Source organism: Methylicorpusculum oleiharenae (assembly GCF_009828925.2).
GTDB lineage: Bacteria > Pseudomonadota > Gammaproteobacteria > Methylococcales > Methylomonadaceae > Methylicorpusculum > Methylicorpusculum oleiharenae.
On record NZ_WUTY02000002.1, the window covers coordinates 100,921 to 123,977 of the forward strand.

Consider the following 23,057-nt stretch of genomic DNA (forward strand, 5'->3'; position numbering starts at 1 on the left):
AGATGTTGACGATTGGTGGTTTCTGTATTTCCACAGCGGTTTTGAAATCGTTACTTACTTAAAACGCACGGCAAAGGTGGCAATCCGAGTTCCATGAGAAATTGGTTATGTTTGTCAGTGCTTGCGGCAATGCTTTCCTCTAAATTCACCAACTCGGCGTTGACCACCTGCAAGTCAATTTGCTCTTCTGCTTTGGCGGTACTGATATAACGGGAAATGTTAAGGTTGAAATCATTTTGCTCGATCTCGGCCATCGCAACCCGGCGTGAATAGCGTTCTTCCTCTTTGCGGTATTGGTAAGTATCGACAATCTTGTCGATATGCTCAGGCAGCAAGCGGTTCTGGCGTTTGCCTTTTTCAAAGTGTTCGCTGGCGTTGATGAACAGGACGTCGTCCGGCTTCTTGCACTTCTTCAATACCAGTATGCATACCGGAATACCGGTCGAGAAAAACAGATTGGCGGGTAAACCGATCACGGTATCGATGTGGCCGTCTTTTAACAGCTTGGTGCGGATACGTTCTTCGGCGCCGCCACGAAACAGCACCCCATGCGGCAAAATGATAGCCATCGTGCCTTGGTCGCTGAGAAAGTGAAAACCATGCAATAAAAAGGCAAAGTCGGCGGCGGATTTCGGGGCGAGGCCGTAGCTTTTGAAACGAAAGTCCTCGGCTAATGCGTCGTTGGGTTCCCAGCGAAGGCTGAACGGCGCATTTGCCACGACGGCATCAAACAACAGTTTTTTGGCTGGGTTCATTTCCTTCAAAATAGCCCAATCGTTCAACAAGGTATCGCCGTGATGAATTTCAAATTCCGAATCCTTCACGCCGTGCAACAGCATGTTCATGCGTGCCAGGTTGTAGGTCGTGATATTGGATTCTTGGCCGTAAATCTTGCCGATACCATGCTGGCCCAGTTGCTTGCGGACATTGAGTAACAACGATCCGGAGCCACAGGCAAAATCCAGTACCTTATCCAGCTTCTTCTTTTTGCCCATAGCCGGTTCCTGACTATCCAGGGCAACGATAGCGGACAGAATGTCGGAAATCTGTTGCGGCGTATAAAACTCACCGGCTTTTTTGCCAGAACCAGCGGCAAACTGGCCGATCAGGTATTCATAGGCATCACCCAAAATATCGCTATCGGTGGAAAATTGCGCAATGCCGGCAGCGATTTTACTGATGATGGTGCATAGCTTGGCATTACGATCCGTGTAACTTTTGCCCAGCTTTTCGGAGTTGAGGTTAATCTCCGAGAACAGGCCTTGAAAGGTACTGTCAAAGCTTTGGTTTTCGATGTACTTAAAACCCTTTTCCAAGGTGTGCAGCAATTCGCCGTTTTGGGTTCTCGCCAGTTCGGCAATGCTACTCCAAAGATGCTGCGGCTCAATTACATAATGCACTTTGCGGCGCATTTGTGTTTCAAATCCAGCCACATCGTCTTTGTTTTCTTCATACCAGATCTGAAGTGGCGACCTAGCCCCCATTGTTTTCATAACATCCGGGGCTACATCAGGGTAATCCGGCCCCAGTTCCTTCTGCGCGGCGGCTTCGTAGTTATCCGACAGATAGCGCAAAAACAGAAACGACAGCATATAGTCGCGGAAGTCGTCGGCGTTCATCGCGCCCCGCAACTGGTCGGCGATATCCCAGAGGGTTGCGCCAAGTTTATTTAGTTGTTGTTCGGTCATGATGTTAGTGCTGCCTTTGGTGTTGGTTCGCTGGGCCACAATGCTGTGTTGAAGGGATAGCGTGCGAGAAAAGCATCAAGAATTTTTCCAAACATTTTCTTATCTGTGTCAGACAGTACTTCTGGCTCATAAATAGAATATTTGGTGTGACTTTTTACGTTAAGAAATCGGCTATAAAGAGCCCTTTCTTCAATCCCATCAAAGCACGTTGAAATATGCTGACTACCAAAAAATATCGCCGTTTTTTCTAAAATACTTCGTAGCGTGTTGAAATGATACGGATAAATTTCACCTGATTTTTTAGCTTTCTGCAATTCGGAAAGTGCAAACATATGATGCAAAAATGGAGTTTCCCCAGTATCACGTAGTGAGTAAGTGATTGATCCTTGTGGACGATGTAAAATATACGCTTTTTTTGTGATCTCTAACTTCTCTCCGGAAGCAGTCTTCCCGCTTTTCAGCTCATTAAACATGACATTAAAGAAAAGACCATGATGTGTTGAGATAACAACTTTCATTTTGTCTTTTCCTGCCTTCAATAGCTTAGCTAGTTGTGAGGCAACAGTAATAGAGTTATGCTCGTCCAAGGAGGATATTGGATCATCAATATAAATAAATTTGACCCAATCATATGGTTCCCCCTTTTCTGCCTCGATAGCCAGCTGTGCAATAGCGAGAAAAAAACACCAAATAAATATATTTTCTTCCCCTCGGGAAATTTTGATGCCTCCGATCCTCTCACTTCTCCCTTTGATAAGCACATCACGGTGAAATGTTATTTCAGACTCTTCATAGTTAATGGTGAAATCGAAATCGGCATACCTGTGCAAATGCGGACGTATCTGGTTTTCAATACCCATTCCATCAAGTCCAGTGAAGAATTGTGAATGTGACTTGAATTTGAGCTTTCTTTCTTGGTCGTTTTCAAAATCGTTATCCCAATCAAATAAATCTTCTGTAAATGCATTGAAGTAGAGGGTGTCGCGCTTCCCTCCTCCTTTTCCAATGTCCTTAAAATCCATGGATAGACGGGTTTTTCCGACCCCGTTATGCGCAAATATTAAGATGAAGTCGACCCCTTTTATTGGCGTGATCCCTTTGCTCCTTGTAGTCTTTTTTTTTCGACGGACTCCATTGAGGTCTTTGCGCAGTTTTTTTGCCATCGAATTCAATGATCTGTATTTTGGTGATTTGAGCGTTGCGCTCATGCTTCAGCCTCGTCAGAAGATGGGAATAGCTGCTGCATCAGGCCTTTTTTATGGTCTTTGAGGGCGGATAGCTTTTGGGTTTGGGTGGTAATCAGGTCATCAATGGAAGTCAGGCATGCTGCGATTTTTTGTTGCTCATCAGTCGAAGGAAAACTCACCAATACTGATGAAAATAATGACTTATTTATGATTGGTACGGCTTGTCTACCAGCAAGCGAAGCTATTTTTGATGCGTCGTTGTCTAACGAGAAGTAAATAAAGCCACTTGAATAATTTTTCAAAGGTACCAGAGCATTTATCTGCTGGTTTGTGGCGCATTCGAACTTATTTTGAGCTACTTTGCCAATGGTTGAGCCTATACAAACAAAAAGAACGCTATCTTCTGGTATATATCTTGTTTTTGAAAACCCTTGTTCACTTAATGTCGTTTTAGTATGAGTGATATATCTACCATCTGAAATATCTGCTGGAGATACGAACAGTTTTTTACCACCATAATTGTCTGAATCAAAAGTGCTTGGTGTATTTCCTGTAATTATTTCAGCGACTTTTCCTAAAGGCTTTGGCTCCCACTCCCGCGCATCCCTAAACTCAGGAAAGCGCAGTTTGGGGACGGTTTCGCCTTCGGCGGGGAAAAGCTGCTGCATCAGGCCTTTTTTATGGGCTTTGAGGGCTTCGACTTTTTGGGTTTGTGCGGTGACCAGCTCGTCGACGGAAGACAGGCAATCAGCGATTTTTTGTTGTTCGGCTGATTTAGGTACGTAGAACTTATATTTAACGAAATTACTACCGTTAATTGAATTGATTGTTGCGCCTAAGTCGCCATCTACTTGACTTTGATAGGCTGAAGTTTGGAAAAGTTGAAAAACAAATTCCGCTGACGGTGATCTAAAAACTGTCATAAAAGCGCCGTGAGTACTTAACGGCATACCCTCGGGGATTAAGGCATTTTTACCAATTAAGGCTTTTGAGCCATTTCTCACGCAAATCAGAATATCATTTGGTTTCGATAAGTTAGCGCCCTTAACATTGGGAGTCACATAGACATTATCTTCGAGTCTAATTTCGCCATTCTGAACGTTAGAAGACCTTAAGACTAGAAGTCCATTTTCTCTTATATCATCTGGGCTATATGTCAGGCCTTGAACAAGATTACCTAGCTGTCCCAGCTTAATTTCTTTCCATTCCCCCTGATCCCGAAATTCAGGAAAGCGCAACACCGGCACTAAACCCTTTTTCGTTGGTTCGCTCATCACTCGCCCTCCAATTCTTGTGCCAGCAGCTCATGCAGTTTGGCCTGTATCAGTTTTTTATCCGGCAGTTGCAACTGGTATTGAGCGATCAAGGTCGGCGAAAGGTTGCGCGATAGCGCATATTCCACCACTTCGTCGTCTTTGTCGCGGCACAGCAAGACGCCGATGCTGGGGTTTTCATGCGGTTTTTTGACATCGCGATCCAGTGCTTCCAAGTAAAAACTAAGCTGGCCCATGTGTTCCGGTGAGAATTTGCCGATTTTCAGTTCAAAGGCTACCAGCGCCGACAGGCCTCGGTGGTAAAACAGCAGGTCGATATAAAAGTCCTGATTGCCAACTTGCAGGCGGAATTGTTCGCCCATGAAAATAAAGTCGCCGCCCAGTTCCAGAATAAAGCCCTTCATGTGCCGGATCAGGGCTGTTTGTAAATCGTTTTCGCTGTGGGTTTCCGGCAGTCCCAAAAACTCCAGCACGTACTGGTCTTTGAAGGTTTGCTGAATGTCGGGATGTAATTCTCTCGCCAGTGGTGAGAGTTTTGCGCTCAGCAGGCTGCGCTCGAATTGTGCGGCGTCTATTTGTCGTTCCAAATCCCGTTTGCTGAGTCTGTCGTTACGTGCAATCGACAGGTAGTACGTGCGTTCTTCGGCGCTTTTGCATCGGGAAAAGATAATGGTGTTGTGTGTCCAGGGTAAATCTCTCACCAGCGTTGAGAGTTTTTCATCGGCTTGATAGGTTTCGTAAAATTGCTTCATGCGCCAGAGGTTTTTGTCGCTGAAGCCTTTGATGTCCGGGGCGTTTTGGGCGATGTAACGCGCCAGTTCGGTAACGACGCCTTTACCCCAGGCTTCACTTTGCACTTTGTGGCTGATGGTTTTACCAATCAACCAATACAGGTCAATCAGCGCCGTGTTGGCTTGGCTAAAGATTTTGTGCCGCGCTTGCTGGATGTGTTGCAGCACTTCGCTGAACACCGGGTTGGCTGTGGCCGGTTTATTCATACGCCGCCAATCCTGAAATTTCGCGGCCTTGGGCCAGTTTGTGCAATAAGGGCAGCAAGTCGTCCATCAAGGCCAGTTCGGCTTGGGTGCGGGCTTTCCAACCCAGTTCCAGGGGGCTGAGTAGATCACTGAGTTTTTCGCCATCGAAAATCATCCGGCTCATGATGGTATCAACAAAGATTTGCAGGGCCGAGGCTTGCAGACCGTGCTTTTCAGCGATGACGGACAAGTCGCTGGCGGCCTTGGCGGCTTTGAAGGCTTGGTAACCGTCACGAATGGCGTTTTCATTGAGGCTTTGCCCGACGGGCAAACTGTTGATGTACGCAATGATGTCGTCGCGCTCGTCCAGCAAATTGGCGCTGGAACTGATCAATTCGATCAGCTCTTCGCGGTTCATTTTTTGTTTGCTGGTTTTTTGAGTGAATTTGGCGATCAGGCTCATGATGTAGTCGTAATCGATGACCGCCGAGGCGAACAGCACGAACTCAAATTCCAGTTGTTGCACCGTGCTGGTACCGTCGCCGCCTTTGCCTTGTTGGGCTTTCAGGCGTTGGGCGGTGTCCAGATACACGCCTTTAAAGCCGCGCAAAGTGTCTTCGGGTAGCAGTTGTTCGACTTGGGCGTGTTGGTCTTCGCCGAGGTCGGTGTATTGATCTAGCTGGGTTTTCAGGCGCTGCACTTCTTTGAAGTGGTTGATGAATTCGGCGCGGGCCGTGTCCCCCTTCAGGTTGGCGACTTGTTCCGGTGCGCAGTCCAAACCTTGCGCTTTCATAAAGGTTTCCAATTTGCCGACCGCCGTTTGCAGTTTGTTGATGACCGTCGGCGCGGGATCTACCAGCCAGATTTCTTTGGCTTTATCGATGGACTGGCCGGAAAACAAGGCGATGGCGGCATCGACCGCTTGTTCCTGGCCGCGAAAATCCAAGACGTTACCCCAAGGTTTGCTGTCGTTCAGTACGCGATTGGTACGCGAGAAGGCTTGGATCAAACCGTGGTATTTGAGGTTTTTATCGACATATAAAGTATTCAGGTACTTGGAATCAAAGCCGGTGAGCAGCATGTCCACCACAATGACGATGTCGATTTTGTGTTTGCGCGGGTAATCCTGATTGGAATATTTGTGGTCTTTAATGCGTTGTTGTACGTCCTGATAGTACAGGTCGAACTCGTTAATGGTGTGGTTGCTGCCGTACTGGGCGTTGTAGTCGGCGATAATCGCCGATAACGCGGCTTTTTTCTGTTCGGGCTGTTCCTGATTATCGGCTTTTTCTTGCGGTAGGTCGTCTTGCAGTTGCTTGATGTCAGCCAAATTTTTGCCGTTTAGCGTGTCGTTGTCTTTGGCCAGTGCTTGGGTGGGTGGCGAGAACACGCAAACGACATTCAGCGGTGCGTAGCTGTCGTCTTCGGTCTGTTTTTTGGCCTGAACGGTTTTGAACAAGTCGTAATAGGCAATCGCATCGTTGATCGACGCCGTAGCCAAAACGGCGTTAAATCGGCGCGAGTTGGTAGCGGCATCGTGTTTGTTCAAGATCGCGTCGACGACGGCTTGCTGGGAGACGATTTCGCCGGGTTTGAGTTTGGCCTTTTTACCGTTCTGGTCTTCGGGCTGAAAATAATCGATGTGAAAACTCAGTACGTTTTTGTCATCGATGGCATGGGTGATGGTGTAGGCGTGCAGTTGTTTTTCGAAAATATCCTCGGTAGTTTTGAATGACCCGACCGTGCCGTCGATTTGCACGTAGTTGGCGTTGTCGTCGAAAATCGGTGTGCCGGTAAAGCCGAACAGTTGCGCGTTGGGGAAGAATTCTTTAATGGCTTTATGGTTTTCGCCGAATTGCGAGCGGTGGCATTCGTCGAAGATAAACACGACACGCTTGTCGCGTAGCGGTTCCAGGCGTTGCTTGTAGGTTGGCTTGCCTTTTTGGCTATTGGTTTGGTTGCGTTTGCTGTTTTCGTCCAGTGCCAGGCCAAGCTTTTGGATGGTGGTGACGATCACTTTGTCGGCGTAGTCTTCGGAGAGCATGCGCCGCACCAGGGTTTCGGTGTTGGTGTTTTCTTCGACGCAACCTTCCTGGAAGCGGTTGAATTCCTCGCGGGTTTGCCGGTCCAGGTCTTTACGGTCCACCACAAACAGGCATTTTTCAATATCCGGATTGTCTTTGAGCAGCGTGGAAGCCTTGAACGAGGTGAGGGTTTTGCCGCTGCCGGTGGTGTGCCAGATGTAGCCATTGCCCCGGTTTTGATGAATGCAATCGACTATCGCCTTGACCGCATAGATTTGGTACGGGCGCATGATCATCAGCTTTTGCTCGCTGGCGACCAGTACCATGTAGCGACTGATCATTTGGCCCAGTGTGCATTTGGCCAGAAAGCTGTCGGCAAAGTCGTGCAGGTGGGCGATTTTTTGATTGGCTTCGTCGGCCAGTTGGTAAATCGGCAAAAAGCGTTCGTCGGCGTTAAAGCTGAAGTGCTGGTTGTGGTTGTTGGCAAAGTAATAGGTATTGCTTTCGTTGCTGACGATAAACAACTGCATGAAGCACAGCAGCGTGTTGCTGTAGCCGTTGCCTGGGTCGTTTTTGTACTCGACGATTTGCTCCATCGCCCGGCGCGGGCTCACCTGGAGGGTTTTCAGCTCAATCTGCACGACCGGCACGCCGTTGATCAGCAGAATCACGTCATAACGGTGATGGCTATTGTCGGTGTTAATGCGCAGCTGGTTGATGACTTCAAAGTCGTTTTTGCACCAGTCTTTGATATTGACCAGGGTGTAATGTAAAGGTGTGCCGTCTTCACGTTGAAAGTAATTCCGTTCTCGGAGGGTTTTGGCGGCAGTAAACACGTCGGCAGTGACGATTTCGTCGCGCAGGCGGGCGAATTCGGCATCGGTCAAATGAACACGGTTTAACGCCTCGAATTTTTGGCGGAAGTTTTGTTCTAGCGATTCGCGGTCGCGGATGTCTGCGCGGTAACTGTATTTGAGATCGGTGAGTTTGTGGATCAGGCTTTGTTCGATCTGGTTCTCTTTTATGCTCATTGAAAAGACGGAAGTCCCTTTACTCGAAAAAATAATATTGGTGAGAACATCTCTGTTTTGGATTGGCCTATTTCACTTTAGGCAATCGCTTCCAGTCCGTTTTTGGCGACCAGGGACAGGAGCTTTAAGGATGCCCCTTGCGGGTGTTTCTCACCGCGTTCCCATTGACTGACCAAGCCGGTCGTAACGTTCAAATGCCTTGCAAATACGGCTTGGCTTGCACGTTCACGTAGCCGAAGCGCGCGGATTTCTTCCGGCTGTAAGGGTTTGACCGGAGTTAAGCATAGTTCATCAAATTTGCGCATAGTGCGCTTATCCATGACGCCCGCCTCATGCAAGCCTTCGGCGGTTTCATGCACGGAGGCCATCAAACGGCTACGGTATTGTTTTTTCATCGCAGATTACCTCTATCAATGTCTTATTCGCCAATGCGCAGTTCAGTGCTGCATCGTCATACTCCAGCATGACAGCCGCTAATTTCCGTAAAGCGACCAATTCATCATCATCTATGTTGGCCTGTTCATTTTTGGCAAAACCATGCACAAAAAACGCGAGTGAACCGATGCGGAACAAAATCAGGGTGCGGAACCCGCCAGATTTGCCGCCACCACTGCGGGCGACACGTTGTTTAATGACACCACCGCCCAAATCAGCATCTAGTAATCCCCTTTCGGCATCACTGACTGCCTTACAGAGGCTTGAATCGTCTATTCCTGATTTTTTGGCAAATCGTGTGAACGCCTTATTTTTGAATATCCGCACGCAGTCCTGTTGGTTTATTCCACCATTTTTGTCTTTTAAATATAGCGCTTAGTGCTACAGTTTGCAATAAAAAGACCAAGTTATTGGCAGCGATCCGACCGGCCTTTTCGCAGTGCATAAGAAATAAACCGGAACATTAAATGCCTAACATCATTTTTCTGAGCGAATAGTTCGATAGCCCTTTTTACATTTAGCTGTACACAACTTCTTCCCGGCGACGATGGCGTCTTCCTGGGTGTCAAACCACTCCTTTCTGACGGTACCGGGTGAGCCAACCCTGCCCCACTCCTTGATCAGTGACCAATCATCAAACAGGCCTGGCGTGACAAACATCTGGTAAAACCGATGCATGTTGTTTTCGGTGTCGTGTCTTTCAAGATATAGATGATTCATCAGTTACCCCCCAGAAGAGTGGACCGTATTGTCAGTTTGCGGTGATTTCATCACCGCTTCCCGAATCCGCATAATGGTTTGCCGGGTGGTTTTAAATTCCCGAGCCAACTCCGAAACATTGCTGCCAGTGGCCAATCGTTTGACAACGTCAGCACGCGCTTCCGCATTAAGTGCCGGTGGTCGGCCAAACTGTTTACCCGCTGCCTTCGCGCGACTAATGCCCGCTTGGGTTCGCTCAATCAGCAAGTCACGCTCAAACTCAGCAACCGCTGCGATGACCTGCATAGTCATCTTGCCGGCAGAACTGGTCAGATCAACCCCGCCTAACGCCAGACAATGGACCCGCACGCCGGAATCAGAAAGGTGCTCGACCGTGGCTCTGACATCCATGGCGTTGCGACCGAGCCGATCCAGTTTGGTCACCACCAACACATCCCCCGCTTCCATGCGGTCGATTAACTTATTAAAGCCAGGTCTTTCTTTAGCCGCGACTGAACCACTGATGCTTTCTTCAATCAAACGATGTGGCTGGATAGCAAAACCGGCGGCTTGAATTTCCCGGCTTTGATTTTGGGTCGTCTGGTCTGTGGTCGACACTCGACAGTAAGCAAAAACGCGTGACATGCGCTAATTCCGTCCGAAAAGGATGTACGAATTATAACACATGTCCGTAATTCAATTAGCCTACTTTAGTACATACCCTGTGAGGACTGTCCGAAACCGGTTGGTTTCGTACCGCTGATATTGAAATACAATCCCATGATTTTGGCTCACCAACATCGCAATATTGGTGCTATAGTGCCATCGTGCATTAGTAATACTCTGGAGGTTATATAATGTCATCAGTAACTACTCAACCTAGCGTCAAGGTCATTGGCGCAAACGGGCAAATCTCACTCGGCAAACAATACGCTGGACGACAAGTCCTGGTGGAAGAGCAGGAGCCTGGGGTCTGGCTGGTACGCACAGCGACTGTCATTCCAGACAACGAACGCTGGCTGCACCAACCCAAAATGGCGACTGATCTGCAAAATGCCTTGTCTTGGGCGCAAGCCAATTCACCCAGCGATAGCAATGTTGACACGCTGCTGGAGAAACTGAATGGCCAAAATTGACCCGGATGGACTGGTCAGGCTTGACCTTAATAACCCCGTTTTTCAAGAAAATCTACTGACACTGCAAAAGGTAGAAAGACACGCAGCTATAGAAACCCTTAACAAGCTTCGGCAGATGACCTGGAACCAGGTCTATCGCGACAGCGGCCTGAAGTGGGAAAAAATCATTAGTATCAAGCCACCGAACGGAATTGATGCTATCTATTCGTTGCGTATTACCCAAGCACGAAGAGCAACGGCCTATCGAGAGGGTGAGTTTATTCGCCTTCTGACCATAGCCTCTGATCACGATAGCACCTACGGCAAGAAATGATGGATTTTGCCCATCGTGGTTGAATATTCGGGTAAATGTCGCCAGGAAAAATAAATCGTAGCCCATTTCTCTTTTTGGCTGCGGGTTGACGGGCAAGTACCGACCCATTTTTGCCACTCGCGCTCCTCCAAAGCCGCCAGTCGACCGAAGCCAGATTCTGGAACTAGAGGGCAAGAAAGCAGACATTGGCGACCTCACCCAATCGGCTAATTTGCGACATTCAGTTAGCTGAAAAAGATTGTTCACCAGCGGCTGGTTTTGGTTGTGGAGCTGACTTTTAGGTTCAAGCGCGGTTATTCCGGGGATTGCAAACTGGATGCAACAAACGCCAGCAATAAGCAAGAGTAATTGGGGTATTCGCTGCCAATTTCAGCTTCAGTTGCGATACTGCATTTATGGTGTTCAATTATCCAAATTTCAAAATTGAAGGTCAGGACAGCGGTTTATAAGCCATTAGCTTGGCCAATGTCTCAAGAATGGCGCTACGGGGATGAGACCGCTGCCAAACAAGCGCAATTGTCCGGCTCGGCCGCTGACTGATATTGATATAGCGAATGTCGTTATCCTCAGGCTGAACGGCGACGGAAGGCATCAACGTAACCCCGACGCCGTTTTTGACCATGAAACGCAGGGTTTCCAGGCTGGAAGCCCGAAAGTCGTGTTCCACGAATCGCGATGGATCGCACAACTTCAAGGCCTGATCGCGCAGGCAATGACCCTCGTCCAGTAACAGCAGATTCTCCTTGGCCGCCATGTTTAAGTCTACTTTCTCCAGATCAGCCAGAGGGTGATCTACGCCTACTGCCAAAGTAAATGGGTCTTCAAATAGTATTCGACATTCCAAAGAGTCATGCTCTACCGGCAGGGCTAGTAAAGCCGCGTCCAGTTTTTTGCCGAGCAGCAATTCGATGAGCGAATTGGTTTTTTCCTCGACCAGTTGTAACTTAAAATCCGGATAGTGTTGCTTGATGCGAAATACATACTCCGGCAGCACATAGCTCGCTAGAGAAGGGAACGCCCCCAGCGACAGCATGTTGCGATGCCGACCGCTGGCGTGGATGGCGATTTGCCGAATGCCCTGAACGTCGGCGAGAATTCTTTTCGCAATCGGTAAAATTTCTTGGCAAGTATCCGTCACTTCCACGCTATTTTTCTCGCGCACGAACAGGTCTACTCCCAAGTAATCCTCTAGTTTTTTGATCTGAGTGCTCAACGTTGGCTGGCCGATCGAGCATTGGTCGGCCGCCTGACTAAAATTTCTTAATTCCGCTACCGCCACCAGGTAGCTCAAATCACGCAAGTTCATCGCTAATTATTCCCTTCAGGGTGAATTGTTCGGCAAAAAGCCGGACGATTTTAAATAGTACCACCTTGCGATTTAAGCCTATTGATTTGAAAAATGGGGCTATCGATGAAATGAATTTCAAAATAGCTGCATAATCCTATTAAATAGATTCACCGAAATGATCAATTAGCAGATTTTTAAGTCGTTGATTCGCCCATTAGTAGATAAAAATCGGCGGTGCCTTATTGATCGCTTCCGCTACCTGAAGCGAGATGGGCATGATTTTTAGCATTCACTCACAACAAGGAATAGAGGTGCACCATGAAAACCAAACAAATTTTCTTAGCTTCCGCATTGTCGGTAGCCATATTGGCAGCGTTGACCGCCACGCCGGTTATGGCCGAGTCGCAACCAACGATGAACAGCTTCTGGTGGCCGGAGCAATTGGATTTGAAACCACTGCGCCAGAATTCGGTGGAGTCAAATCCGTTTGGCAATGCCTTAAATTATGCCGAACAATTCAAAACTCTGGACTTGAAAGCGGTAAAAAAAGACATCGCGAGCGTCTTGCATACCTCCCAACCCTGGTGGCCGGCGGACTATGGTAATTACGGTCCGTTTTTTATCCGCATGGCCTGGCACAGCGCTGGCGTATACCGCATCTTCGACGGGCGGGGCGGCGCTTCCGGCGGCCAGCAACGCTTCGAACCGCTCAACAGTTGGCCGGATAACGTCAACCTGGACAAAGCCCGCCGCTTACTGTGGCCGGTCAAGCAAAAATACGGCGCCAAACTGTCCTGGGCCGACTTGATGGTCCTGGCCGGTAACGTCTCGCTGGAAGAGATGGGCTTTAAAACCATTGGCTTTGCCGGTGGTCGCGCCGACGACTGGGAAGCCGAGATCGTCAACTGGGGTATGGAAAAGAAATTTCTCGCAGACGAGCGCCACGATGCCAAAGGTGAACTGGCTAAACCGCTGGCTGCCGTGCAAATGGGGCTGATCTACGTCAATCCGGAAGGGCCTGGCGGCAACCCCGATCCTCTGGCGGCTGCTAAACATATCCGCGAAGCCTTTGGCCGCATGGCGATGAATGACGAAGAAACCGTGGCTTTGATTGCCGGAGGCCACACTTTCGGCAAAGCGCACGGTGCGCATAAACCGGACGAATGCGTCGGCAAGGAACCGGCCGCCGCCGACATCGAACAGCAGGATCTGGGTTGGGTTAACAAATGCGGTACCGGAAACGGTGCTGACACCGTCAGTAGTGGCCTGGAAGGCGCATGGTCGACCAATCCGACCCGCTGGACCCACGATTACCTGACCTGGCTGTACACCTTTGATTGGCAACAAACCAAGAGCCCGGCCGGCGTCACGCAATGGATTCCCAAAGACGGTAAAGGCGAAAACTTTGTGCCGGATGCGCACGATCCTAATAAACGCCATGCGCCGATCATGTTTACCACCGATATTGCCTTGAAAATGGACCCGGAGTATCAAAAAATATCCAAGCGCTTTCTCGATAACCCCAAGGCATTTGAAACCGCGTTCGCCAAGGCCTGGTTCAAGCTGACTCACCGCGACATGGGGCCGAAGGCCCGCTACGTCGGAGCAGAAGTGCCGACTGAAGATTTCATCTGGCAGGATCCGATTCCCAAAGTTGATCACAAGTTGATTGACGCCAAGGATACCGCTAAATTGAAATCGACCATCCTGGCCTCGGACTTGACCATTCCGGAACTGGTCAGAACCGCCTGGGCTGCAGCGGCGACTTTCCGCGGCACCGATATGCGCGGCGGTGCCAATGGTGCGCGGATTCGCCTGGCCCCGCAAAAAGATTGGGAGGCCAACGACCCTACCGAACTGGCCAAGGTACTGGCTCGGCTGGAAACCATCCAAAGCGACTTCAATCGCAGTTTGAAAGGCGGCAAGAAAGTGTCACTGGCCGATGTGATCGTGCTCGGCGGTTCCGCTGCTGTGGAAGAGGCCGCGAAGAAAGCCGGTGTCAAGCTGCAAGTCCCATTCAAACCGGGCCGGATGGATGCGTCGCAGGAACAAACCGACGTGCATTCCGCGGCGGTGCTAGAACCCAAAGCCGACGGTTTCCGCAATTATTTCGGCAAGGAAAATCCGCTTTCGCCAGCGGAAATGCTGGTCGAACGCGCATACTTCCTGACCTTGAGCGTGCCTGAAATGACCGTGCTGGTTGGCGGCATGCGGGCGTTGGACGCCAACGTCGACCATGCTAAACACGGCGTATTCACTAGTCGGCCGGGCACATTAAGCAACGACTTTTTCGTGAATTTGCTCGATATGTCCACCCAATGGAGCAAGTCGGCAATCGACGGCATCTACGAGGGAAAAGACAGGGTCAGCAATCAAGTCAAATGGACCGCAACACCGGTTGATCTGATCTTCGGCTCCAACTCCGAGTTGCGAGCAGTGGCGGAAGTCTATGCCGCGGACGATGGCAAGGAAAAGTTCGCACAGGACTTTGCCAATGCCTGGGCCAAAGTGATGGACTTGGATCGTTTCGACAAACGCTGATTTAAGCTCGCTAGGCCCCCAATCTGACCGTAAAAAAGTCAAGTTGGGGGCCTGCTAAACTTAAAGGACTGGAATATGAATTACAGCAGACATATGCTATCGAGGATAGTTGAATGACGCCTTGGGGTCGATTGGACACAGTGACGAACGGCCGCTTTCAGGTATCGGAATTCAATGACAGCTTTCCGGCGATGAATCTGAAGAGCAGACAGTCGCCGAGCGACCCTTTTCCGCCGATCACCTCTGTCAATCGAATATGTCTGTAGCACTTCAATTAGCTGCCATTCCGCTTGCTTTGAAAAACTTGAGAGTCAAGGGCTCACTGAACGCTTATCAGTCCTATAGCCGGTTATTAAATAAGAGACCGTGCATCTCAGTCTGCCGCCTCTCTTAGCATCGCAGCTAAGCGTTGCACACCCGGCCCGGCAAAGTCTGAGCGAGTTACAATCAGATACAGAAGGATTTCTCGAACCGAGCCTTCTTGTAATGGCAAGGGCTTGAGTAATCCTGCCGCTAACTCCTTGCGAATATGGGTTTCCGGTAACCAAGCAAAACCATAACGGTTTGACACTGCCTCAATCGACGTAGCGATTTGGCTGACCGTCCAACGCTGATCAACTTCAACCGTCACCGCCCGTTGATCGCGCTTGCTGCCGGAATCGCGCACCACGATATGCCGGAAATTCCGCAGATCGCGATAAGTCAAGGCATGCGATTGCTGGTGTAAGGGATGATCAACATGGGCCACGGCTAATAACCTGACCTGTGTCAGCACATCACCCAGAAAGCCCGGCGGTACCTGCGGCGAAATCGCCAAATCAACCTGTCCGCTCAACAGCGCATCAGCGGTACCGCCCAACACCGATTCGATCAGTTCGACGCGTGTACCGGGACTTTCCAGACCAAACCGATCCAGACAAGCCAACAACTTAGCCGATGGAAACAGGATTTCAACGGCGAGAGTGATGGTGGCTTCCCAACCAGCGGACAGCTTATGCGCCGCTTGCTCCAGTTCATTGGCTTCGTTCACCAACGCCAATGCGCGCCGATAAAGCATCTGTCCGGTTGGCGTCAGCATGGATTTTCGCCCATGAATCTCAAAGGCTTTGACGTTCAGCAGGGTTTCAATTTTTTGCACGGCGTAAGTGACCGCAGACTGGCTTTTATTGAGTTTTTCAGCCGCCCGAGCGTAACCGCCCGCATCGACCACTTCGATCAGGGCGCGCCATTGTTCCAGCGTAATGTATGGACTCACGGAAACCTATCGAATAAATGAATCATTATTAGCCAATAATTATACTTTTTTATCGATCAATTAACGATTTAAATAACACCATCGTTACCAATCGAGGAAAAATGCCATGACCACCTTACTTCAAATCCAATCCAGCTTATTTTCAGCAGACGGACAATCTAGCCAACTGACCAATGAATTTGTCTCCGCTTGGCAGCGTAATCAGCCGGCTAGCCAAATCAAAGTACGCGATCTGGCCTTATCGCCCTTGCCGCATATCAACGCGGAACAGGTCACCGCTTTTTTCACGCCATCCGAAAGTCGAACGGCGGCGCAGCAAAAATTGGTCGATCTAACGGATGATTTGATCAATGAACTAAAACACTCAGACATCATCGTCATCGGTATGCCCATGTATAACTTCGGCATTCCATCGACGCTTAAAGCTTACTTTGATCACATTGCCCGTGCCGGCGTAACGTTTCGTTATACGGAAAATGGCCCAGTAGGCTTATTGACCGGCAAAAAGGCCTATATCTTTGCAACGCGTGGCGGCCAGTACGCTGGAACGGCACTGGATACGCAAACCACGTATGTTCGGGATTTCCTCGGTTTTCTGGGTATTACTGATGTTGAATTCATTTACGCCGAGGGCATGAACATGGGTACCGATATCAAAGAAAAAGCCTTGGCAGAAGTCAAAAGGAAGTTGGATGCGTTGGCCGCGTGAAAGCCAATAAACGTCATCTTGAGTACATTTCGACCAACCGATTTTTTCCATAACCGCAGGAGATTGACCATGAAACCTAACGTCTTGTTGCCATTAGCCGCTTTATTTTCCACCACCGTATTAGCGGCGCCGGAAACCTATGTAATTGATGGTGCACACACATTGCCGCGATTTTCCTACAGCCATTTTGGCTATTCCACCCAGCTTAGCCGCTTCGATAAAACGACCGGAAAAATCGTGTTGGATCGTCAGGCCAAAACTGGATCGGTAGACGTAACCGTCGATACCACGTCGGTCAATACCGGCTCTGACTTGTTCAATGCGCACATTCAAGGTGCCGATTTATTGGATACCGCCCACTATCCGACTATGACCTTTCAGTCCAGCACGCTGAAATTCGACGGCGACAATCTGGTTGGCGCGGAAGGCACGCTGACCCTGAAAGGCATCAGCAAACCGGTCACGTTGACGGTAACCTCATTTCAGTGCATGCCGCATCCGATGCTGAAAAAGGACGCCTGCGGCGCGAATGCCACCACAATTATCAAACGCACCGATTTCAATATGGGCAAATATGCCCCAAATGTTGGTGATCAGGTGACTGTGACCATTCCGGTCGAAGCCGTCAAAGAATAAGTCGCTGCGCACATTGGTGCAGATAGATTCGTTGCAACAATAAACCCGGGCAAATGGCTTTTGCTGTCGCCCTGAAAAGATAAGGAGTCCACATGAAAACTCGCTCCCTTCAACAAATCATTCCCTCGATCGCCACCTCAGACGGGGGTGGCGTCAAATTGCGTCGTAGCGTGGGACAAAACCAAAGCTTGCGCGTCGATCCTTTTCTGATGCTCGATGAGTTTTCGTCTGACAACGCCGACGACTATATCGCCGGATTCCCTAGCCATCCGCATCGGGGATTTGAAACAGTGACCTATATGCTGGATGGTCACATGCTGCATGAAGACCATTTGGGTAATCAAGGCGATTTGAAAAGCGGCGGCGCACAGTGGATGACGGCAGGACGCGGGATTATTCACTCGGAAATGCCACAGCAGGAAAGTGGACGCATGCGCGGCTTCCAGCTTTGGCTCAACTTACTGGCCAATGAAAAAATGAAACCTGCACGCTATCAGGATATTCAGCCCGATGAAATTCCGTCTATGGCTCTGCCGAACGGCGGCGAAATCAAAGTAATCGCGGGTTCTGCCGAAATCAACGGTAACACGATTTATGGTCCGATCCAGGGTCTGAATACCCAGCCGTTGTTTCTGGATGTCAGGCTGCCTGCGCATAGCCATTTTTCCCAACCCATTGCCGAGGCTCATAGCGCTTTTGTTTATCCCTACGAAGGCAAGATTGAAATCGGTGCAGTCGATCAGCTTCGCAAGCTGGAATCGCACATGGCTGGCGTGCTATCCAATGGCGAGCGAATCGAAATTCGCAACACTGATCAGCCCGTAGCCTTTTTGCTACTGGCAGGCCGACCATTGCGGGAACCCATCGTGCAATATGGGCCGTTTGTGATGAATACCCGAGAAGAAATCGATCAAGCGTTGAGCGACTATCGCAATGGGCAACTGGTATGAGCAACGCTTCAAATCTAAGCCCTGTCTTGTTCATTCCTCATGGTGGAGGCCCTTTGCCGCTGTTGGCTGATCTTGGGCATCGGCAATTGATCGATTTTATACAAACTCTTTCAAGCAGAATACCCACACCGGAGGCTATTTGTGTCATCAGCGCGCATTGGGAAGCATCGGTCGCAACCATTACGAGTGGCGCATCACCGTCCTTGATCTACGACTATTACGACTTCCCTGATAAGGCTTATGCCATAGAGTATCCAGTGCAGGGCTCACCAGGGCTGGCTCAAAAGCTGTTTGCTGCCTTGCAGCAAAATAACATCCCCGCACGACTGGACGAGCAGCGAGGCTTTGATCATGGCTTATTTGTGCCGTTAAAAATAATGTATCCAGATGCCGAGATTCCCTGTGTTCAATTATCCCTGTTGAGCAGTCTCGATCCTGCCGCTCACATTGATATAGGCAAAGCGCTACGGCGATTACGCAGAGAGAATGTCTTATTCTTCGGCTCAGGGTTTTCCTTTCACAATATGCGAGCCTTCTTTACCGGCAATCAAGGCTTGAATAAGCAGAATGTGGCCTTTGAAACATGGTTGGTTGACACCTGCACCAACCAAACCTTCTCATTCGATGAGCGGACTTCACGATTGATCACCTGGGAGCAAGCACCGTTCGCGCGTTACTGTCATCCCCGGGAAGAACATCTGCTGCCGCTATTGGTTTGTGCGGGTCTTTCCGATGACGCTGCGGAATTGGTGTTCGATGGCGAGGTATTGGGTAAAAAAACGTGCGGTTTTATCTGGCATTAGTTCTGAAAGGTTCGGCATGATCAAGAGATGAATTTGCGTTTATGAACAATTACGTTAAGTCTGCTCTCTACCCTTAATCTGCCATTCAAAAGCTTGGTTTTTCAGAGGCTTGAATGTCGCAAAGTGGCCGGCTCGGGCCGATGAGGACTCAAAGTTCCCTTCCACAAAGCTGACATTCATTGAGGTTAGGGAATGAAAATTTCGCTGACATCGTCAACGGCCGGTTGTGGCCGGCTCCTGCCTATCATTGGCACCTCGATATGATGTGGTTTGAATCACTTAAACAAACTGGGTTGCTCGGTAGTATTAACGGACATTAGTAAAGATTTAAAAATTTTAATCGCTTCTTTTAAAGAAGCCTCAGCAGCTACTGAATCACCGTTCTTAATTTGACGACGCGCATTTTTAAGTGCGTTGGCACCGCGTTCTTTTTTTGCTTCAACCGAACACCTTCCCAAGATGTCGCTGGCAGAGCTCCGCGTGGCATCAATATAATTTTGTGCCTCATCCAACTTATTCTCAGTCACTGCTTTCAATGCCGCTTCAAGGTTAACAATGGCATCATTAGTCGCTTCCGTCGTCAACGCAATTTGAGTTTCTGTAACCGCTGCAACAGGGTTCGCAGCACCAAAAAACAGCATTAAAAAACCGACAAGCAAGTATTTTTTTAATCTAATGTTCATGTTCTTACCTTTTTCTGTGTTGTTGTTTTCATACTTAGAAATAACGAGCATAAAGTCAAGCATAAGGAGCCGGTCTTGCAGGGCAATCATGCTTAAATGTTGGTTGAAAAGGATATCTCAGCTGGTGTAAGGGGTTATATTTTTTACCCATCAAAGATGAATTCACCAAGCGTATCCATTTTCCATTATTTTGCTGCCGTTACAGATCCTCGAATTGATCTCCAGAAAAAACATCGACTTCATAGACAGGCGAACTTAGCCAAAACATGATAAAAACGGCACATCAAGGGGTTCTGCGCCCAAACTGTCAATGTGAGAAGACGACTGCACGACTTTAGATACCTTTAATAATATGGGCCGATTGGCTAGAAATATTTTACAGGGATAGATTGGGATGGTGGCGTTTTGGCCGGTTTTGCTCGCAGCAAAAGTCGCCGCCCCTTTTCTAACCATTCGATAGGAGTTTCACTCCGTCTGGTCGCAGCTCTCCATTGGGTGAAACATGTCTATATAAAGTTTGCCTGGCAATACCCAATTCTTTACAAGGATTCCCGATCACTGTCTCTGGCTGCCCCATAGCCGCCATGGCCAACCGCAGTTTGGCGGCTGTCATTTTAAAGGGTCGCCCTCCCTTTCTACCGCGCGCACGAGCCGAAGCCAATCCGGCTACGGTTCGCTCTGAGATGAGCTCCCGTTCAAATTCGGAAAGTGCTGCAAAAATTCCGAAGACTAATTTCCCAGTCGCGGTCGTGGTATCAATGGCGGCGCCCTGCCCCGTTAAAACTTTAAGGCCGACGCCTCGGCCTGTTAGATTGTGAGCGGTATTAGGGATAAGGTAAATATTAAAGTCCCGTTTATAATAACTGGATTCTGCACAAATGGAGTTATCTCTTATGAAGCCATCCACCTTGGCGCGCAATGGTATTTCAACGAAGATGGTGAATTTGATTGGGCGTCTGATTGATTTGACGGCATGGCCAGAGCGGCGGCGCGCCATGGGTGATGTAACGATTACGTTGCTCGATAGCAAGCCCCGTGTGGCGGAGGATGTGTTCGGTTGGAATCGAAAAGCCGTTGAATTGGGCATGCATGAATGTCAAACAGGCACCGCCTGCATCAATGACCTCAGCGCCCGAGGTAAACCAAGAACCGAAGACAAGCAGCCTAAACTGTTGGTTGAAATACAAGCCATCATGGAGCCTCATAGTGAATCCGAATCGAGCTTGCGCACCACCTTGCTGTACACCAACATGACAGCCAAGACGGTGCGCGAGGCGCTCGTGCAAAAGGGCTGGTCTGAAGCAGACTTGCCCAGCGTACGCACCCTCTCAAATCTCTTGAATCGCCAGGATTACCGATTACGTACAGTGGCTAAGTCCAATGTCCAAAAAAAACGGACGAAACCGATGCCATCTTTGAAAACGTCAGAGGCGTGAACGCACTGGCCGATGCGGATGAGCACACCTTGAGAATCAGTATAGACACCAAGGCGACGGTTCATGTAGGTGAGTTCTCCCGAGGGGGCGTTCTCGTGGAATCGAGGCGGTCAAGGCCTTGGACCATAATAAGCTGAATCTGCGTTCATACAAGACTGGGTTGAATGATAATGAAACCCAGCTAGAAGCCATTGAATTTCCTTTGCGACTACCTCTTGTAGAAAAAATTTATTGACAAAATATACGACCGGTCGTATATTTTGTACCCACTATGAACAGCAAACTATCCAAACGCACAAAATTACTAGACCAAGGAGTTTGTCTGCTGATGAACCAGGGCTATCATGCAACCGGTATTAATGAAATTGTAAATGCCGTACAGGTACCCAAGGGTTCATTTTATAGCTACTTTGGTAGCAAGGAAGAGTTTGCTGCTGAAAGCATCAACCACTATATAGAACCCTTTATACAGCTATTAACGAGGCACCTACAAAACTCACAAGTTGACCCGCTCTCTGCTTTAAAAAATTACTATGCGGAGCTTATTGTTGCAGTGGAAAAAAATGGATACAAATGCGGATGTTTATTGGGTAACCTGATGGGTGAAATTGGCGATACCAGTGAACTGTGCAATCAGGCGCTAAAATCTGCTGTTGAGCGCTACAAAGTGTTGCAATACAAGGCGTTACTGCAAGCACAAAAGGAAGGCACGGTACGTAATGATAGGAGCGCCGAAATCATGGCTAACTTATTGATAAATAACTGGCAAGGGGCGTTGTTACGAATGAAAATCGAACAGTCCGTGCAACCTTTACAAGAGTTTTACGATACGTTATTGAATGATTATTTTGTTGTCTAGTCGATTTTAGATTAGGAACAAGGCAAGTCGACACAACCGCCGGTTGTCGGGGTCTTTTTTTTGCCCAACAACAAGACGACCGGTCAACTATTAACCATGGGAATTTGATATGAGCGAAGAAAAAACCTTAATGGATTTTGTTAAACAAGCAAAATCACAAATACACGAAATAGAGGTATTAAATGTTAAACCGCTATTGGATGAAGGCTATCAGGTACTGGATGTACGAGAACCTGCCGAATTTATGTTGGGTACTATTGAGGGCGCACTAAATATTCCGCGTGGAATACTGGAAGCGGCGGCCGACCGTCAATATGCGGGTCGGCGTGAAGAATTGATGGATCGCGATAAAAAATGGCTACTTCTTTGTGCCAGTTCGGGGCGTTCTGCCATGGCGGCGGCTGTGATGCAACAAATGGGCTTTAAAAATATCAGGAATATTAATGGCGGCATTACAGCCTGGAAAGCGGCTGAATTAGCCGTGAAAATTCCACCACAAACTTAAGCATTAAGCATTAAGCATTAAGCATTTAAAAAAGACTGTTTAACCAACAAACTTTCAAACGATATGACCATGGGCCTATATCGTTTTTTTTAACAACCAACTAAAGACGACTGGTCGTATAACAGCATAGGAGACCATATGCCTAAATATATTATTGAACGAGAAATCCCTAATGCAGGCCAATTAAGCGCGGATCAGTTGCAACAAATTTCACAAAAGTCCTGCTGCATTCTGAACGACATGGGGCCGCAAATTCAGTGGGTGGAGAGTTATGTGACGGACGACAAAATCTATTGCATTTATATCGCCCCCGATAAACAAAGCATTAAAACGCATGCGGAACGCGGTGAGTTTCCGGCCAATTCGATTGCCGAAGTAAAAACCGTAATTAATCCAACAACAGCTGAAAAAAGCAGAGGTTAAGCACCATGAAAATACAATGGGATAAACAAACATGTACGCACTCCGGCAACTGTGTCAAATCACTGCCCGAGGTATTTAAAGTGGTAGACGGACAATTTGTGATCGAACCAGACAATGCGACTGACGCTGAAATCGTCAAGGTAGTCAATCAATGCCCTTCCGGGGCGCTCAAACGCGTCGACTGACTAAAAAACGGGTCTTCTTG

24 protein-coding genes and 1 pseudogene are annotated in these 23,057 nt (G+C 48.6%); 12 read left to right on the forward strand and 13 right to left on the reverse strand.

Features of this window, described 5'->3' with window-relative positions; all coding sequences use genetic code 11:
- Positions 1 to 50: 50 nt before the first annotated feature.
- The 9 genes from GO003_RS23790 to GO003_RS23830 form a co-directional block, all read right to left on the reverse strand.
- Positions 51 to 1,688, reverse strand: a complete 1,638-nt coding sequence (locus GO003_RS23790; protein ID WP_159656246.1) for a type I restriction-modification system subunit M — start codon at positions 1,686 to 1,688, stop codon at positions 51 to 53.
- Entirely contained in the window at positions 1,685 to 2,896 is a 1,212-nt protein-coding gene (locus GO003_RS23795; protein ID WP_159656244.1) for an AAA family ATPase, read from the reverse strand. The genes GO003_RS23790 and GO003_RS23795 overlap by 4 nt, the downstream gene beginning before the upstream one ends.
- The gene (locus GO003_RS23800) at positions 2,893 to 4,149 is read right to left on the reverse strand and encodes a restriction endonuclease subunit S (protein ID WP_159656242.1); all 1,257 of its coding nucleotides are present in this window, start codon (positions 4,147 to 4,149) and stop codon (positions 2,893 to 2,895) included. Before GO003_RS23800 ends, GO003_RS23795 begins: the two co-directional genes overlap by 4 nt.
- Positions 4,149 to 5,147: a PDDEXK nuclease domain-containing protein gene (locus tag GO003_RS23805; RefSeq protein WP_159656240.1), complete on the reverse strand. Its 999-nt coding sequence runs from the start codon at positions 5,145 to 5,147 to the stop codon at positions 4,149 to 4,151. Before GO003_RS23805 ends, GO003_RS23800 begins: the two co-directional genes overlap by 1 nt.
- A complete protein-coding gene (locus tag GO003_RS23810) occupies positions 5,140 to 8,181 on the reverse strand; it encodes a type I restriction endonuclease subunit R (RefSeq protein WP_159656238.1) in 3,042 nt (1,013 codons plus the stop codon). The genes GO003_RS23805 and GO003_RS23810 overlap by 8 nt, the downstream gene beginning before the upstream one ends.
- A 77-nt stretch (positions 8,182 to 8,258) precedes the next feature.
- On the reverse strand, positions 8,259 to 8,576 hold the full coding sequence (locus GO003_RS23815; RefSeq protein ID WP_159656236.1) for a helix-turn-helix domain-containing protein: 318 nt from the start codon (positions 8,574 to 8,576) through the stop codon (positions 8,259 to 8,261).
- A complete protein-coding gene (locus tag GO003_RS23820) occupies positions 8,557 to 8,943 on the reverse strand; it encodes a type II toxin-antitoxin system RelE/ParE family toxin (RefSeq protein WP_159656234.1) in 387 nt (128 codons plus the stop codon). The genes GO003_RS23815 and GO003_RS23820 overlap by 20 nt, the downstream gene beginning before the upstream one ends.
- A 150-nt stretch (positions 8,944 to 9,093) precedes the next feature.
- Positions 9,094 to 9,336, reverse strand: coding sequence for a WGR domain-containing protein (locus tag GO003_RS23825; protein WP_159656232.1), 243 nt, complete (start codon positions 9,334 to 9,336; stop codon positions 9,094 to 9,096).
- Positions 9,337 to 9,339: 3 nt separating this feature from the next.
- The gene (locus GO003_RS23830) at positions 9,340 to 9,960 is read right to left on the reverse strand and encodes a recombinase family protein (protein WP_159656230.1); all 621 of its coding nucleotides are present in this window, start codon (positions 9,958 to 9,960) and stop codon (positions 9,340 to 9,342) included.
- Between the two features lie 212 nt (positions 9,961 to 10,172).
- Between GO003_RS23830 and GO003_RS23835 the strand changes: the two genes are divergently transcribed.
- Both GO003_RS23835 and GO003_RS23840 read left to right on the forward strand, forming a co-directional pair.
- Positions 10,173 to 10,451, forward strand: coding sequence for a hypothetical protein (locus tag GO003_RS23835; protein WP_159656228.1), 279 nt, complete (start codon positions 10,173 to 10,175; stop codon positions 10,449 to 10,451).
- Positions 10,438 to 10,764, forward strand: coding sequence for a hypothetical protein (locus GO003_RS23840; RefSeq protein WP_159656226.1), 327 nt, complete (start codon positions 10,438 to 10,440; stop codon positions 10,762 to 10,764). The genes GO003_RS23835 and GO003_RS23840 overlap by 14 nt, the downstream gene beginning before the upstream one ends.
- A 430-nt stretch (positions 10,765 to 11,194) precedes the next feature.
- On the opposite strand, the gene GO003_RS23845 is transcribed toward GO003_RS23840, so the two are convergent.
- A complete protein-coding gene (locus tag GO003_RS23845; RefSeq protein WP_159656224.1) occupies positions 11,195 to 12,070 on the reverse strand; it encodes a LysR substrate-binding domain-containing protein in 876 nt (291 codons plus the stop codon).
- Between the two features lie 300 nt (positions 12,071 to 12,370).
- On the opposite strand from GO003_RS23845, the gene katG reads away from it, so the two are divergent.
- A complete protein-coding gene (gene katG, locus GO003_RS23850; RefSeq protein ID WP_159656222.1) occupies positions 12,371 to 14,593 on the forward strand; it encodes a catalase/peroxidase HPI in 2,223 nt (740 codons plus the stop codon).
- Positions 14,594 to 14,966: 373 nt separating this feature from the next.
- On the opposite strand, the gene GO003_RS23855 is transcribed toward katG, so the two are convergent.
- A complete protein-coding gene (locus GO003_RS23855) occupies positions 14,967 to 15,848 on the reverse strand; it encodes a LysR family transcriptional regulator (protein WP_159656220.1) in 882 nt (293 codons plus the stop codon).
- 106 nt (positions 15,849 to 15,954) lie between these two features.
- On the opposite strand from GO003_RS23855, the gene GO003_RS23860 reads away from it, so the two are divergent.
- The 4 genes from GO003_RS23860 to GO003_RS23875 all read left to right on the forward strand — a co-directional run bounded on the left by GO003_RS23860 (position 15,955) and on the right by GO003_RS23875 (position 18,946).
- Positions 15,955 to 16,557 carry an FMN-dependent NADH-azoreductase gene (locus GO003_RS23860; protein WP_159656218.1) on the forward strand — a complete coding sequence of 201 codons (603 nt, stop codon included), beginning with the start codon at positions 15,955 to 15,957 and terminating at the stop codon, positions 16,555 to 16,557.
- A gap of 69 nt (positions 16,558 to 16,626) precedes the next feature.
- Positions 16,627 to 17,193 (forward strand): YceI family protein, encoded by a 567-nt coding sequence (locus GO003_RS23865; protein WP_159656216.1) that lies wholly within the window; start codon positions 16,627 to 16,629, stop codon positions 17,191 to 17,193.
- A 92-nt stretch (positions 17,194 to 17,285) separates the two neighbouring features.
- Positions 17,286 to 18,143: a pirin family protein gene (locus GO003_RS23870; protein WP_159656214.1), complete on the forward strand. Its 858-nt coding sequence runs from the start codon at positions 17,286 to 17,288 to the stop codon at positions 18,141 to 18,143.
- Positions 18,140 to 18,946: a DODA-type extradiol aromatic ring-opening family dioxygenase gene (locus tag GO003_RS23875; RefSeq protein WP_159656212.1), complete on the forward strand. Its 807-nt coding sequence runs from the start codon at positions 18,140 to 18,142 to the stop codon at positions 18,944 to 18,946. The genes GO003_RS23870 and GO003_RS23875 overlap by 4 nt, the downstream gene beginning before the upstream one ends.
- Before the next feature lie 275 nt (positions 18,947 to 19,221).
- Here the strand turns inward: GO003_RS23875 and GO003_RS23880 are convergent, their stop codons facing one another.
- Together GO003_RS23880 and GO003_RS26795 are read right to left on the reverse strand one after the other, a co-directional pair.
- Positions 19,222 to 19,719: a hypothetical protein gene (locus GO003_RS23880; RefSeq protein WP_159656210.1), complete on the reverse strand. Its 498-nt coding sequence runs from the start codon at positions 19,717 to 19,719 to the stop codon at positions 19,222 to 19,224.
- A gap of 355 nt (positions 19,720 to 20,074) precedes the next feature.
- Positions 20,075 to 20,716: a recombinase family protein gene (locus tag GO003_RS26795; protein ID WP_456238221.1), complete on the reverse strand. Its 642-nt coding sequence runs from the start codon at positions 20,714 to 20,716 to the stop codon at positions 20,075 to 20,077.
- Between the two features lie 106 nt (positions 20,717 to 20,822).
- Between GO003_RS26795 and GO003_RS26735 the strand changes: the two are divergent.
- The 5 genes and pseudogenes from GO003_RS26735 (at position 20,823) to GO003_RS23910 (ending at position 23,037) form a co-directional block, all read left to right on the forward strand.
- A pseudogene (locus GO003_RS26735) lies at positions 20,823 to 21,202 on the forward strand (ISAzo13-like element transposase-related protein).
- A 134-nt stretch (positions 21,203 to 21,336) separates the two neighbouring features.
- On the forward strand, positions 21,337 to 21,924 hold the full coding sequence (locus GO003_RS23895; protein ID WP_159656204.1) for a TetR/AcrR family transcriptional regulator: 588 nt from the start codon (positions 21,337 to 21,339) through the stop codon (positions 21,922 to 21,924).
- 109 nt (positions 21,925 to 22,033) lie between these two features.
- Complete coding sequence (locus tag GO003_RS23900) at positions 22,034 to 22,429, forward strand: rhodanese-like domain-containing protein (RefSeq protein WP_159656202.1); 396 nt, start codon at positions 22,034 to 22,036, stop codon at positions 22,427 to 22,429.
- A gap of 138 nt (positions 22,430 to 22,567) precedes the next feature.
- Positions 22,568 to 22,852, forward strand: coding sequence for a DUF4242 domain-containing protein (locus GO003_RS23905; protein ID WP_159656200.1), 285 nt, complete (start codon positions 22,568 to 22,570; stop codon positions 22,850 to 22,852).
- 5 nt (positions 22,853 to 22,857) lie between these two features.
- Positions 22,858 to 23,037, forward strand: a complete 180-nt coding sequence (locus tag GO003_RS23910) for a (4Fe-4S)-binding protein (protein WP_159656198.1) — start codon at positions 22,858 to 22,860, stop codon at positions 23,035 to 23,037.
- Positions 23,038 to 23,057 lie beyond the last annotated feature (20 nt).

Coding starts and splice junctions, on each gene's coding strand:
- GO003_RS23790 (WP_159656246.1), bottom strand. CDS start 1,688: ATGACCGAACAACAACTAAATAAACTTGGCGCAACCCTCTGGGATATC.
- GO003_RS23795 (WP_159656244.1), bottom strand. CDS start 2,896: ATGAGCGCAACGCTCAAATCACCAAAATACAGATCATTGAATTCGATG.
- GO003_RS23800 (WP_159656242.1), bottom strand. CDS start 4,149: ATGAGCGAACCAACGAAAAAGGGTTTAGTGCCGGTGTTGCGCTTTCCT.
- GO003_RS23805 (WP_159656240.1), bottom strand. CDS start 5,147: ATGAATAAACCGGCCACAGCCAACCCGGTGTTCAGCGAAGTGCTGCAA.
- GO003_RS23810 (WP_159656238.1), bottom strand. CDS start 8,181: ATGAGCATAAAAGAGAACCAGATCGAACAAAGCCTGATCCACAAACTC.
- GO003_RS23815 (WP_159656236.1), bottom strand. CDS start 8,576: ATGAAAAAACAATACCGTAGCCGTTTGATGGCCTCCGTGCATGAAACC.
- GO003_RS23825 (WP_159656232.1), bottom strand. CDS start 9,336: ATGAATCATCTATATCTTGAAAGACACGACACCGAAAACAACATGCAT.
- GO003_RS23830 (WP_159656230.1), bottom strand. CDS start 9,960: ATGTCACGCGTTTTTGCTTACTGTCGAGTGTCGACCACAGACCAGACG.
- GO003_RS23835 (WP_159656228.1), top strand. CDS start 10,173: ATGTCATCAGTAACTACTCAACCTAGCGTCAAGGTCATTGGCGCAAAC.
- GO003_RS23840 (WP_159656226.1), top strand. CDS start 10,438: ATGGCCAAAATTGACCCGGATGGACTGGTCAGGCTTGACCTTAATAAC.
- GO003_RS23845 (WP_159656224.1), bottom strand. CDS start 12,070: ATGAACTTGCGTGATTTGAGCTACCTGGTGGCGGTAGCGGAATTAAGA.
- katG (WP_159656222.1), top strand. CDS start 12,371: ATGAAAACCAAACAAATTTTCTTAGCTTCCGCATTGTCGGTAGCCATA.
- GO003_RS23860 (WP_159656218.1), top strand. CDS start 15,955: ATGACCACCTTACTTCAAATCCAATCCAGCTTATTTTCAGCAGACGGA.
- GO003_RS23865 (WP_159656216.1), top strand. CDS start 16,627: ATGAAACCTAACGTCTTGTTGCCATTAGCCGCTTTATTTTCCACCACC.
- GO003_RS23870 (WP_159656214.1), top strand. CDS start 17,286: ATGAAAACTCGCTCCCTTCAACAAATCATTCCCTCGATCGCCACCTCA.
- GO003_RS23875 (WP_159656212.1), top strand. CDS start 18,140: ATGAGCAACGCTTCAAATCTAAGCCCTGTCTTGTTCATTCCTCATGGT.
- GO003_RS23880 (WP_159656210.1), bottom strand. CDS start 19,719: ATGATTGCCCTGCAAGACCGGCTCCTTATGCTTGACTTTATGCTCGTT.
- GO003_RS26795 (WP_456238221.1), bottom strand. CDS start 20,716: ATGCCCAATTCAACGGCTTTTCGATTCCAACCGAACACATCCTCCGCC.
- GO003_RS23895 (WP_159656204.1), top strand. CDS start 21,337: ATGAACAGCAAACTATCCAAACGCACAAAATTACTAGACCAAGGAGTT.
- GO003_RS23900 (WP_159656202.1), top strand. CDS start 22,034: ATGAGCGAAGAAAAAACCTTAATGGATTTTGTTAAACAAGCAAAATCA.
- GO003_RS23905 (WP_159656200.1), top strand. CDS start 22,568: ATGCCTAAATATATTATTGAACGAGAAATCCCTAATGCAGGCCAATTA.
- GO003_RS23910 (WP_159656198.1), top strand. CDS start 22,858: ATGAAAATACAATGGGATAAACAAACATGTACGCACTCCGGCAACTGT.